Annotated in this window: 11 protein-coding genes; 4 read left to right on the forward strand and 7 right to left on the reverse strand. The window is 64.5% G+C overall.

The features are described from left to right. The first annotated feature begins 97 nt into the window (after positions 1–97). Entirely contained in the window at positions 98–931 is an 834-nt protein-coding gene (locus IFT58_RS00365) for a hypothetical protein (protein WP_249405552.1), read from the forward strand. A 219-nt stretch (positions 932–1150) separates the two neighbouring features. On the opposite strand, the gene IFT58_RS00370 is transcribed toward IFT58_RS00365, so the two are convergent. From IFT58_RS00370 to alaE, 7 genes are all read right to left on the reverse strand, one after another. After that, positions 1151–1486: a hypothetical protein gene (locus IFT58_RS00370; RefSeq protein ID WP_192093615.1), complete on the reverse strand. Its 336-nt coding sequence runs from the start codon at positions 1484–1486 to the stop codon at positions 1151–1153. 423 nt (positions 1487–1909) lie between these two features. Further along, positions 1910–2614, reverse strand: a complete 705-nt coding sequence (locus IFT58_RS18685) for a hypothetical protein (RefSeq protein ID WP_249405553.1) — start codon at positions 2612–2614, stop codon at positions 1910–1912. Between the two features lie 155 nt (positions 2615–2769). Beyond that, positions 2770–4197, reverse strand: coding sequence for a PepSY domain-containing protein (locus IFT58_RS00380; protein WP_192093616.1), 1428 nt, complete (start codon positions 4195–4197; stop codon positions 2770–2772). Position 4198: 1 nt separating this feature from the next. Beyond that, positions 4199–6418, reverse strand: a complete 2220-nt coding sequence (locus IFT58_RS00385; protein ID WP_192093617.1) for a TonB-dependent siderophore receptor — start codon at positions 6416–6418, stop codon at positions 4199–4201. 269 nt (positions 6419–6687) lie between these two features. Further along, positions 6688–7134: a hypothetical protein gene (locus tag IFT58_RS00390; RefSeq protein WP_192093901.1), complete on the reverse strand. Its 447-nt coding sequence runs from the start codon at positions 7132–7134 to the stop codon at positions 6688–6690. Between the two features lie 171 nt (positions 7135–7305). Further along, complete coding sequence (locus tag IFT58_RS00395; protein ID WP_192093618.1) at positions 7306–8436, reverse strand: Fic family protein; 1131 nt, start codon at positions 8434–8436, stop codon at positions 7306–7308. Positions 8437–8576: 140 nt separating this feature from the next. After that, complete coding sequence (gene alaE, locus IFT58_RS00400; RefSeq protein ID WP_192093619.1) at positions 8577–9041, reverse strand: L-alanine exporter AlaE; 465 nt, start codon at positions 9039–9041, stop codon at positions 8577–8579. Positions 9042–9205: 164 nt separating this feature from the next. On the opposite strand from alaE, the gene IFT58_RS00405 reads away from it, so the two are divergent. From IFT58_RS00405 to IFT58_RS00415, 3 genes are all read left to right on the forward strand, one after another. Next, entirely contained in the window at positions 9206–9733 is a 528-nt protein-coding gene (locus IFT58_RS00405; protein ID WP_192093620.1) for a DUF6622 family protein, read from the forward strand. A 66-nt stretch (positions 9734–9799) separates the two neighbouring features. Next, positions 9800–10078, forward strand: a complete 279-nt coding sequence (locus IFT58_RS00410; RefSeq protein WP_192093621.1) for a hypothetical protein — start codon at positions 9800–9802, stop codon at positions 10076–10078. 439 nt (positions 10079–10517) lie between these two features. Further along, positions 10518–12173 carry an acetolactate synthase large subunit gene (locus IFT58_RS00415; protein ID WP_192093622.1) on the forward strand — a complete coding sequence of 552 codons (1656 nt, stop codon included), beginning with the start codon at positions 10518–10520 and terminating at the stop codon, positions 12171–12173. Positions 12174–12178 lie beyond the last annotated feature (5 nt).

A 12178-nucleotide genomic window follows, 5' to 3' on the forward strand; every position in this document is an offset into this window, starting at 1 on the left:
GGTAGCAGGCAGCCGCGGTCATCGGTGCTTGCCGATGCGGCATTGGTAGAATGCAGGTCAGGGCAGGGGGCCCGGACGGGAAAAGGAAGAACCGGCAATGGACAAGCACGCAGGCGCGACGGACGTGCCGAATCAAGAACCCGACAGCGGCGAATCGCTGACCTTCGACTGGCTGTATCAGCAGGTCCAGCGTTATGCCAAGCACAGCGTATATCCGCAGGCATCGAGAATCGAGCGCTGGCTGTTTCGGGTTGGCCTTGCTTCTGCAGCGCTGGCGATCCTGGCCGCGCTGATTCCATCTCATTACCTGGATATCAAATGGGCGCTTGCGATTGCAATCAGCTGTCTGGTCATAGAGGTTGCCAGCTTCCTGGTGGGGTCGATCCTCGCAGCGCGTCGCCAGCTCCGGCAGTACACCCAGCCGCGACTCTCCCATGCGAAGGAGATGGACGCCGAGTTCGGCTATTGGCAGACCGTGGTGCAGCATCTGCGCACGTTCCCACGGCAACAGCGCGAAGAGCGCCTGCGCTTCGTCAGCACCCTGCGGACCGGAATGACCGATCGCATGGGAATGATGTACGGCGGTCTGCAGCGGCTTGGGCCGTTCCCCCTGCTGATCGCGCTCTACCTGCAGTTCCGCCACTGGCAGTGGGGTGACTGGTCTGCAGTGTTCGATGTCACGGTTATAGAAGCGATACTGATCTTCGCCATGGTGCTGCTGTATGCGGTGGGGTGGCTGCTGGTCGGGCTGCGGGTTCGGCTGGATACCTATGTCAGCGTGCTCGAGGCATCGTTGCACGAGGGTGCGGCGTCCGGTGATCCCGCAGCTACACCATCCCAGGATGTCACTTCGCCTCGATATGCAGGCGAAGGCCCATCGCGCTCAGCACCGCCGTCAGACTCGTCAGGCGCACGCCCGCTGGCGCAGTGAGCCGTCGGCGGAGGGTCAGGGGATTGGAGCGCAGCGTCGTGGCGATGTCTCCCAGGCCGTACGCTTCAGCCAATGCGAGCACGCCGGCGATCAGTACTTGCGGATCGTCTGGCGCCAACGCCAGCTGAGTGTTGAGCGATGCCGCCATTGCCGAGGCACTTGGCGCGGAAGACGCTTCGCTGCCTGCGGGGCTCGGGGTTTCCCGGCTTTCGTCCATGCTCAGTGGGCCCCCAGGTCCGGTCCGACCGACGTCTTGATCAGCTCTCGACCGGCCGCCAGCAGCCCCTCCAGCAGATGCTCGCCCAGCAGGGTGTCGGTATGCCCGTCGCATCGTGAGAGATGCTCACCGTGGAGGATCTCAAGGATGGCGTCCAACCCTTGCAGGACGCGTCTCGACACGATGACCTTGCCGCTGCGCGCCAGCTCGCCCTCAAGCTCGGACGGGGCCGGGACCAGAGCCAGTCGTGGCGTCCATGGATGAGTGGGATGGTCGCGTTCGAACTGTTCGATCTGCGCTTCCAGTCGATCGACAAAGCCGGGTGGGAAGGCGTTCACGCGGTCGCCAAGCAATAGGGCCAGGCGAGCGCGACTGCGTGGATGCTGGGGTGTCATCGGTCGGACCTCGCATGCGATGAGGCCACCTGCGCCAGGGCGCAGGGTGGCGGGCGATGCGGGTTGGCATACCGGTGGTAACAAAGCAAAAGACCGGCGGATTGGGATCCCCTCGCACCGCCCGCCGTGTGACCGGTGGGCAATGCTGTGCATTCTCCGCCGTGCCCCGGAGGGCAGAACAGAGCCAATCGCTTTGTTACCTGTCAGGATGCCAATCCCGGCTGTGACCTTTCGGCTTCAGCCCGGTCATGGTCCGTGCACAGCATGGATGCGTCCATGAGGATAGTTGCGAATCTGGCAGGTGCGACGGCGACGCCAATGGCGTGGTGATCAAAGCCGCAATCGGCCGGAGAACCACTGCAGCGCTCAATTATCCGGCCGAAAGGAAAGGTGCCGCCGGAATGTCGCAGTGGCATCCCGCGCCGGGTCCGGAGGAAAGAGAGAGATCAGTCCCGCTGCCACTGCCTTCGGTTGCAGGGTCACGCCCACGCCTTCTGCGCGTTCGATATCCACGGCGCTGACCGTTCCATCCCGCTTGATGTGCATGACCCAGACCAGCTCCCCCGTGAACTGATCGGGTGCGAGGGACGGATCGTAATTCGGTCGGCCGAGGACGTAGGGCATGCCCGCCGGCGTGTGCTCGACCAGGGCCTCGACGGTAGCGAACACATCGACCGACTGAGCACCCACCACACGATCCTGATCGTTGACCCGGACCTCGTAAGTCCATTTTCCAGCGGGTGCGTCTGCCGGCAGATCGGCAGAGAAACACTTCTTGCTACCGTCCACGTCGCGATACATCTGGCGGCTGATCTGCCGGCCGGCGGGGCCGACGGCCCGCACTTCCATACGCTCGACGACCAGGTCTTTGTTGAGGATTGCCACGCAGATCTGGTGATCAAAGCGGCCATCCAAGGCGAAAGAGCGGGTTTCCTGCCGCGCCAGTGCGCCCACGCTCGTCCTGGTCCAGAGAAACTCGATGTAGGCATCCTTGGGGATTGGGGCAGGCGGCGTGGCGAGCGCCGTCCCACTTGACCAAAGGCACATCATCAAACACAGGCTTCTGAACATGGACCGTCCTTGGTATTCGTCTCGTTGACCTCGCCACCTGATTAAAGCGCAGATTCTCTGCAGGGGCGAGCGGATTACCCGGGAAAGAAAATCGGCGCGCCAGACACTCGCTGTGGAAAGCCTGCGGAAGAAGAAAACAGAGCGCGTGCACGCCCTCAATCCAGCCAGCGGAACAGACGTAACCGCGGCCTGATCCAGCGATCAAACACCAAGACCACCAGCAGCGACAGAAACACCAGCGGCAGCACGATGGCGGTCGCGAGGGCGATGACGAGCCACCAGCGAAGCGGCGTGCGGCTGCCTGTTCCCGGTGCGCCGATGCGGCCAGCCGGCTTGCGCCGCCACCACATCACCACACCCGACACACACAGCACGACGATGCCGATGCACGTGGCCAGCATGACCGCCTGATTGGCCCGCCCGAAGTAGTTGCCCATGTGCAGCTGCACGCCCATTTCAATGGCCTGGGCAACGACGCCGTAATCATCGAAGCCCGCTCGCACCAGCAGTTCGCCCTCTTTGTCGAAGTGGTAGGTGACCTGGCCCTGGGGCCTGTCGGGGTAGGTGTAGGCCATCAGCGCACCGCGCTGCGTGCTCGGCAGAAACACGCGCAACGGGTCCGTCGTGCCTGCAGCGCGCACATGCGCTATCGCGCGCTCCAAACCTGCTGCGGTCCACTGTCGCCCCGCGCCGTCCGCCGGGGACGCGTGGCTTCCGTGATGCGATTGCGCTGCGTCGGCCGCCGCCTCGGCAGGCGGCATCGGCGCGTGCTGCAACGTCCACGGGACGTCGTTGAACGCACTGCCGATCTTAGGTGCCTCCGGTGCCACGTAGCGGCGATAAACCGGCGGGTAACCCGCATGGATTGCGTCCGCGCCACCGCGCACCCAGTCGCCCCAGAACGCGGCCCATGGCAGGCCGGTGAAGATCAGGAACAGCACCGGCACTGACACCCACAGGCCCGTGGCAGCATGGAGCGACTTCCAGAACGCCCGCCCCTTGGCGCGCATATCCGGGACAACGCCCGACCACCAGGCAAGCCCCTGTCCACGCGGCCAGCCCAGATAAAGCCCCGTCACGATAAGCACCACCGCCCAACACGCGGCCAGCTCGATCAGGTAATTGCCCAGCGTGCCCAGCATCAGCGACCCATGGAGGCGCTCAGCGAACCCCACCAGCGTCCGGGACGGCACCATCGCGCCAAGCACCTGACCGGTGCCGGGGTCGACGAAGGTGATCTGACTTTCTGCATTGGCGCGCTGCAGATAGACCTGGGCAGGACGTTGCGGATCGGTCGGTACATCGATCCGCGTGGCGCTGCTACCGGGCGCGGAGGCCTCCGCCGCATCGATCATGCTCGCCAGCGGTGATCGCTCTTGCCACGGGGCAGGGGTGAAGCGCAGCTCCGGGTAGAGGGCATCGTTCAACTCATCGTTGAACAGATAGATCGCACCGGTGATGGCAAGCAACACCAGAAACGGCGCGACGAACAGGCCGGCATACAGATGCCAACGCCAGAACAGCCGATGCCGGTCCCGGTTGCCTGCATCGCCACGCTGCGCGGAAGTGGAGTGTGAGGTCATGTCAGAACCGGGTGCGCAGGGTCAGCTCGACGCTGCGGGGCGCGCCGAGGTAGATGTGGGTGGACGGGTACCCGGAATAGGTGCCGTAAAGTGCGTTCGACAGATTCCGCACACGCAGCACCGCCGATACCTGCTGCCAGTCGTAGCCGACCCAGGCATCGAACGTCGTATGGCCACGCACATGGATCGTGTTGGCGTTGTCGGTGTAGAAACCGCCGACGCTGCGGCCGGAGGCCCCTGCAGAAAGCGGAAGGCCCAGGAAGCGATAGGTCGCAGCCAGTGCGGCCGTGCCATTGGGCACATTGGTGGGGCGATTACCGCTGCGATCGGCCCCGCCGGCTTCCAGCAGGCGATCGTAGCGCGCAGTGCCATACGCAGCCGAGAGGTCCACGCGCAGCCCGCGCGTCACCTGGGCCTCTGCAGACAGCTCAACGCCCTGCGACGACAGCTCGCCGCCCTGCACGCTGATGCTCGGGTTGGCCGGGTCGCGGGTCAGGATGTTGTCCCGCTCGATCCGGTAGGCCGCTGCAGTAAGTTCCATGCGCTTGTCCCACACGCTCGCCTTGATGCCTGCCTCGAGCGACTTGCCCTTGCTGAGATCGAACACACCGGCAGCCGGGCGCATGGTCAACAGGGTGGACACCGGGCTCACCGCAGTGGCGTACTGCCCGTAGACCTGCACATCCGGGGTGAGGTCGAACACGCTGCCGACCCGCCAGGAGAACGGGCTGTAATCCGGCCGGAACGCGTCCACGCTGCCGGTGTTCAGATCGCGGATGTCACGCGACAGCTTGATGTTTTCCACGCGCGCGCCCGCCAACAGGGTCCAGCGGTCTGTCACGTTGAGTGCATTCTCGGCGAACACGGCGGTGGTGCGCAGGCGTGACTCGAAGATCACATTGTTTCCCGCGCCGGGAAAGTTGCCGGCCGATCCATCCGGGAACAGACCGACATCCGGATCAAGCGGTGATACCGGGGTGGTCACGCCGGTCTGTCGCGGATTGTGGAAATCGGTGTCGTTGTACTCGACCCCTGCCGTGAACCGGTTGCGACGTGCCCCGATCTGGCCATCGTGGGACAGCGCAAGGCGCTCGTTCCACGTCGTCTGGTCGTGCCGGATCCGTTCGGCGGTTCGCGAGAACTGCCCGGTCGAACGGTTGTAGATCCAGTTGTCGGAATAGAAAAAGTCGCGGTCTGCCTGATACCAGCTGAGATCGTTCTGCAGCGTCCAGTTGTCAGCAAGCGGAAGTTCGACACGCCAGCGCAGCAGGTCGCTGGTGGCGCCGGTGGTCGCACCCAGCGGGTTGTAGTTCACATGGCGGGTGGCCTTGTCCACGACGAATCCGTTGCTGCTGCGGACGACGTGACTGGGCGATCGGGCCACATCGGCCGGCACCATCGGCGCGCCCTGATACGTGCCCGTGCTCTCGTCCTCGGCGTGCTCGAAAGAGAACAACATCGACATGCCGGAATCGCGGCGCCAGAGCAGGCTGCCGCCGACCGTCAGCAGGTCCGTGTCGTTGTTGTCGATGTCGTCCAGGCTGTCAGAGCGCAACCGGCTGACGAAACCGCGTACCGCCACGGTATCCGACAGCGGCGTGTTGACGTCGAGGCCGGCCCGCCACGTGTTGAAGCTGCCGACCCCGAGCATGCCCTCCAGGCTGGTCGCGCCGAACTGCGGCTTGCGACTCACCAGGTTGATGGCACCACCCAGTGCCCCTTCACCGTAGAGCACCGACGCCGGACCGCGCAGGACTTCAACGCGTTCCAAGCCGAACGTATCCAGGTTACGGGTGACGATCGTGGAGGTGCCCAGTCGCACGCCGTCGTGCAGGACCGAGACCGTGTTGCCACTGAACCCCCGCATCGTGACCACGGCAGGATTGCCCGGCACATTGCCGACCATCGCGCCGCCGACCATGTCGAACACCTCGCTGGTGGTGCGTGCCCCCTGGGTGGCGATGTCGTTCTGGTCGATGACCTGCAAAGACGCTGGGGTCTCGCGCTGGGTCAGGCCCAGGCGGCTGCCTACCGCCTCCGGCGAATCCAGCAGGCGCTGCCGCTGCCCTTGAACGTTCAGCGCGTCCAGCGTCGTCGGGTCTGCAGGCGCAAGCGCACTGGTGGTCTGGGCGAAGGCGCCGGGTGCGCAGAGTGCGCTGATGGACAGCAGCAGCGCGCCTTGGCGGGGCAGCGTGCGGGATGAGAATCGGGAGATCGTCATGGGTGGACCTTGGATACGGGATGTCGGACCACGGGATACGGGGTGCCCAAGCGCCCAAGCGCACGGGTGCTGATCGACGCACGATCAGCCACGACATCGAGATGCCGCGACCCCCCAGGGCCGCGACACGGAATTGAGCCGGCCTGTCAGCCGGTTACGGAACGGGGGATCCAGTGTCCAGCCGCAAATGCGCCTGCCCCGGCGACCTGCCAGTGACATGGAGCGTGCAGGAACGGCCGGGCTCGGTGAGCCTCAGGGCGTGGGCTGGATCAGCAGGCGAGGGCGCGTGGTGGGCCGCGGGCGCCGAGCGTTCCCGGCGCGGGGCGGGTCTGCGTATCGACCAGTCCGGCTACGGCACGGAACACCGCCGGCCACAGGCTGATCAGCAACAGCAGCGCCACCAGCAGGGTGATCATGCGGGCGGCGATGAGGCAGTAATCGCACTCCACGCCCATCTCATGGTCTGCGTGGGGATCAATGACCTTCGCGGCCGTGGATTCCGGGGATGCCGTTTTCGTGGGCGGCGACATCATCGGCATGGCGTGGTCCATGCCCTGCATCCCTTCATGGTGCTGATGGTGTGTATCGGCCGACGGGGATGGCGCCGCGTCCATTTCCATCGCATGGCCCGCATGGGCATCTGGCGCCTGCACGGATGCCACCACCGGGTGTGCCAACGCCCGGCTGACCAACGGAGCGACCACGACCAGCACAATGGCCAGACAGGCCAGAACGTGGAGCCAGCGGTAGAAGACGGGGACGCGCACGGGGCTGATTCTACGGGATGGGGCGGACGCGTCAGGGGGAAAACGGCTTGGTTGCGCCATTCTGCGACGGTTTGTCGCAGGTACTGCGTCGGTTGAGTCCGCAGGACGGCGAGGCGCAGCTCACCCTGGACCAGGCAGATTCAGTTCGTAAGCGGTACCGCGCCCGCCCGCCGCGCGTTTAGTCAGGACGCCCAACGCCAGCAAAGCAGCGATATCACGCAGCGCCGTGTCTGCCGAACATTTGGCGATTGCTGCCCACTTGCTGGTGGTCAGGTTTCCTTCGAATCCATCAAGCAAACGGGCAAGTAGTTTGATCTGGCGCGCGTTGAACGACGTACCGGCCCAGTGCTGCCAGAAGCGCGCTTTGCTTAGCACGCTATTCAAGGTGGCCTGCGCGCTGTCGATGGCACGTTCAAGCGCACCCAGAAACCACGCCAGCCACGCAGTGACGTCCAGTGAACCTTTCTGCGCACGCTCCAGTTCGATGTAGTAATCGTTACGCTCGCGCTGTATCTGCGCCGACAGGCTGTAGAAGCGCTGTTGGGTCGCACCATCGGCCCGGGCAAGGAACAGGTCGCCCACAGCCCGCGCGATACGGCCGTTGCCATCGTCGAACGGATGCAGTGTCACGAACCACAGATGAGCAAGTCCCGCCTTGATCAGGTCGGGCTGGCCGGCGTCCTGATTGGCCCACTCCAGAAATGCCGTTGTCTCGGCAGCAAGCTGGCTGGCAGGCGGCGCCTGGAAGTGGACTTTCTGGCGTCCGATCGGCCCCGACACAACCTGCATGGGGCCGCGCTCATCGTCGCGCCACTGCGCTACGTTGATGCGGCTCATTCCGGAATAACCGGTCGGAATCAGGGCGGCGTGCCAACCGAACAGGCGCTCGGCGGTCAATGGCTCGGCGCTGCACGAGGTCGCGTCCAGTACCATCTCGACCACCCCATCTATGTGGCGATCAACGGGCGAAACGGCGCCAACGTCCACGCCGAGGTGCCGTGCGATCGACGAGCGGACCGACTCGACGTCGAGCACCTCGCCCTCGATGGCACTGGTCTTGACCACGTCATCGGTAAGCGCTGCCAGGCTCGCCTCATCGCGCAGGGCCATGCCCACGTCTGCCAGTCGGCCGAGCAGCATGCCCTGAGCACGACTGACACTCGACAATGCAGGGGCCAGCGCACCTGCATCGTAGGTCATTGCAGGCCAGCGATCTGCCTGCCAGATATAGGGCGTATCTCCGCAATTCATGCGGAGATTAGCGCATGGATTCGCCGCAACCGCAAGCTAATCGCCGCATATTATGCGGCGATTAGGCGTTTTTTCTCCGCGCAGTGCCCCGGACGGCCGGGGTCCCGACTGCGGAGCCGGCCAGCAGACCTCCCTCCCGGCTACTCCTGCAGACTCATCGGCTTGGTCCCGCCCGGCGGCAAGCCGAACCGCGCGCGCACCCAGTTGAGGAAAGCGCCGTAGGGGCGTCCGGAGAGCAGCATGATGACCGTGGCACCCAGGATGCCGAACACCAGATCGCGGCCCGACGCGCCGCTGAAGGCGATGACGGCGGCGTAGATCGGCACCTGGAACGTCACCAGCGCCGTGCTGTCCCAGAGAACGCGGGACCAGCGCGCCCCAGTTGCGCGGTGCATCAGCAGATCGCGCCACATGCCGTAGGGGCGTGCCACAGGCACCATCAGTGCCGCACCGAGCAGCCGTGCCTGGCCGACGTCTTCCCAGCTCATGCCGGTGATGTAGCGCTCGTTGAGGGCCCCGGTAACGGTGAAGAAAATGATCAGTGCCGTGGTGTCGGCAAGGAACCCACGCGGATTCCAGGCTTCCTTGTTCGTGGTCTTCTGCATGGGGGCAGGATGACACGGCCCGTGCGCGCGTTCGGTGAGCAACACGCCCTGCCGTGCACCTCAATCAGGTGACAGCTGTCACTGTGAAGCGGACGCGTTGCCCCCCATCATTTACTCAACGCGCTGGCCCGCCTGGCCAGTATCTCTTACATCAAGGACGTCCCGTGCAGATGCTGCAGCTCATCGTTTCGCATACCCCGATCTGGGTCTGGCTGGTCCTGGCATTCCTGGTAGTGCGCGGCATCAAGGCCATGAAACCGGGGGAAACCTCGCTGGGGAAACTCGCCATCGTGCCGGTGCTGTTCACGGCGTGGGGCATGTGGTCGATCAACGCCCGGTATGCAGGCTCCTGGCAGGCATGGGCGCTCTGGCTGGTCGGTATAGCGGCCGGCGCCGCCATCGGCTGGGCACTGCTGCGCAGACTGCAACTGCGCGTTGAACCAACCACCGGCGCATTGTGGCGGGGCGCGGATTACAGCCTGCTGCCGCTGCTGCTGGTCACCTTCCTGGTGAAGTATGGTTTTGAAGTGGCGCTTGCGATGTCACCCGAGCTGGTGGCTGATACCGGATTCCGTGCCGCGTACCTGATGATCTCCGGTGGCTTCACCGGCATCTTCGTCGGCAAGTTCATCCGGTATGTCAGCGCATCGCGGGGGTTGGTGGGGCAGGGGAAGGTGATGCCCGCCGCTTGAGCCCGGCGTGTACCGCACGGAGCGGGAGTCGCCATCTTCTTCGCAGGAGGTGGCGAGCTCGTCGCGATGGCGGGCCGTGCTGTAGCCAAGCTGGCGCTTGATCAGCCCACGGCACGCAACGTAGCCGCAGGCTGGACGTCAATGCGAGACCGACTCAAAAAGGCCCAGAAACAGGACTATCAGGAACAAGGAAAGGCCAACATGGAGAAGAATGGTCGCAGCGCGATGCGCACTGACCACTTCACCGGAAAGATGGACACCGTCGAGGAGGTCACCCTTGACCGCGCGCAATGCCTTATAAGCCACCTGCAACTCACCCGTCATTGCAACGCCTCCGCGCCGTGACCATATCTCGGGGTGGTCTCGCTTGAGAAGCCGCTTGAATTCGAAAAGCAAGAAAAAATACGTTGGGTAGGAGAAAACCATGCCTATGAGGCCCAACAGAAAAACTGTACCCATTGAACCGTCTCCCATCCTCCCATTGCGGGAGGCTTGACAATGCCCTGCGTCCTCTCGCCGCCGTCCCCCGATACAGACAGCGGTCCCCCGACGCGGTCATGAACCTAGCACCCAGGCCAGCGGATACGCCAGCAGCCCGGAATCAAAGCGTCGAACGTGAGGTCTTAGGGTATGTCAGCGCATCGCGGTGGCCGCGGGGCAGCGGACAGTCGCGCGCGCGGCTTGAGCAACCTGCAGACAGGGTGCTGGCAGGGTGACGATGAGGCCAAAGCCGTTGAAATACGCGGGGGTATAGTGGTTCATCGTCACCGCAAGGATCGAAGCTATGCAGAAGGGCTCGGATCTACTGGTCAAAGCGCTGGAGAATGAAGGCGTCGACCGCATCTTTGGTGTGCCGGGCGAGGAGAATCTCGACTTCCTCGAGTCACTCCGCAACTCGCGCATCGAACTCGTCCTTACCCGCCACGAACAGGCGGCCGCTTTCATGGCCGCCACCCACGGCCGGCTCACGGGCAGACCGGGCGTGTGCCTGGCCACCCTCGGCCCGGGCGCGCTGAACTTCTCCACCGGTGCGGCGTATGCCCATCTGGGTGCGTGGCCGATGATCCTCATCACTGGCCAGAAGGCGGTAATGAGTGCGAAGCAGGCCCGCTTCCAGATCGTGGATATCGTGGCGTCGATGAAGCCGCTCACGAAAATGACGCGGCAGATCGTCAGCCCGGCCGCAATCCCCGCCATGGTGCGTGATGCGTTCCGCGTGGCCATGGAAGAGCGCCCCGGCCCCGTGCATCTGGAACTGCCGGAGGACGTGGCAGGCGAGGAAGTGGAGGATATTCCTGTCATCCCCGTGCACGCGCTGGACCGTCCCGTTGCATCGCCTGCCGCCTTGGACCGGGCAGAGGCCGCCATCCTCGCGGCGAAGCGGCCACTGGTGATGATCGGCGCGGCCGGCAGCAGGCCGTGGCTCACCGAGGCCCTGTCGGCCTTCGTGGCACGTACGCGCCTGCCGTTCTTCAACACACAGATGGGCAAGGGCGCTGTCACCGGGGGGTCCAACCTGTACATGGGGACGGCCGCGCTTTCCGAAGGCGATTATGTCCATGAGGCCGTCGCCCGCGCCGACCTGATCATCGCCATCGGCCACGACACCATCGAAAAGCCGCCGTTCCTGATGAAAAGCAGCGGCGGGCCCAAGGTCATCCATATCAGCTTCCAGTCCGCCACGGTCGAGCAGGTCTACCACCCCGACATCGAGGTGCTGGGCGACATCGGTGCATCGGTCGACGCCTTGGCTGACCGCCTTGAAGGTCGCCTGTCTGTCGACGAGGGTATGGCCGAACTGCGCCAGAAAATCCTTGCCCATCTCAACGAGCGCGCCGACGAAGACCGTTTCCCGGTCACGCCGCAGCGGGTGGTGCATGACGTGCGCCAGGCGGTGCCGGACGACGGCATCGTGTGCCTGGACAACGGCATGTACAAGATCTGGTTCGCCCGCAATTACCGCACGCATGTCGCCAACACGCTGCTGCTCGACAATGCGCTTGCCACCATGGGCGCCGGCCTGCCATCGGCCATGATGGCGGCGATGCTGTACCCGAAGCGCCGGGTCATGGCGGTATGTGGGGACGGCGGTTTCATGATGAACTCGCAGGAGATGGAAACGGCCGTGCGGCTGGGCCTCAACCTGGTCGTGCTGATCCTCAACGACAACGCCTACGGCATGATCCGCTGGAAGCAGGCAGTCGATGGCTTCGAAGATTTCGGCATGCAGTTTGGCAACCCCGATTTCGTGAAGTATGCCGAGGCGTATGGCGCGAAGGGGAGCCGGGTAACGGCTGTGGAGGAACTGGCGCCGATGATCGAGGCCGCCTTTGCCGGCGGGGGTGTCCACCTGCTGGACGTGCCCATCGACTACTCGGAGAACACCCGCGTGCTGGTGGATGAACTGCGTAATCGCGTACCGGATGTGGGCTGCGCCTGATCGTC

This window comes from Stenotrophomonas sp. CFBP 13718, from assembly GCF_014842145.1.
GTDB lineage: Bacteria > Pseudomonadota > Gammaproteobacteria > Xanthomonadales > Xanthomonadaceae > Stenotrophomonas.

What these genes read in the sequence shown, in the direction of transcription:
- IFT58_RS00380 (WP_192093616.1), bottom strand. Translation starts at nt 4,197, where the DNA reads ATGACCTCACACTCCACTTCCGCGCAGCGTGGCGATGCAGGCAACCGG.
- IFT58_RS00365 (WP_249405552.1), top strand. Translation starts at nt 98, where the DNA reads ATGGACAAGCACGCAGGCGCGACGGACGTGCCGAATCAAGAACCCGAC.
- alaE (WP_192093619.1), bottom strand. Translation starts at nt 9,041, where the DNA reads ATGCAGAAGACCACGAACAAGGAAGCCTGGAATCCGCGTGGGTTCCTT.
- IFT58_RS18685 (WP_249405553.1), bottom strand. Translation starts at nt 2,614, where the DNA reads ATGTTCAGAAGCCTGTGTTTGATGATGTGCCTTTGGTCAAGTGGGACG.
- IFT58_RS00395 (WP_192093618.1), bottom strand. Translation starts at nt 8,436, where the DNA reads ATGAATTGCGGAGATACGCCCTATATCTGGCAGGCAGATCGCTGGCCT.
- IFT58_RS00385 (WP_192093617.1), bottom strand. Translation starts at nt 6,418, where the DNA reads ATGACGATCTCCCGATTCTCATCCCGCACGCTGCCCCGCCAAGGCGCG.
- IFT58_RS00415 (WP_192093622.1), top strand. Translation starts at nt 10,518, where the DNA reads ATGCAGAAGGGCTCGGATCTACTGGTCAAAGCGCTGGAGAATGAAGGC.
- IFT58_RS00410 (WP_192093621.1), top strand. Translation starts at nt 9,800, where the DNA reads ATGGCGGGCCGTGCTGTAGCCAAGCTGGCGCTTGATCAGCCCACGGCA.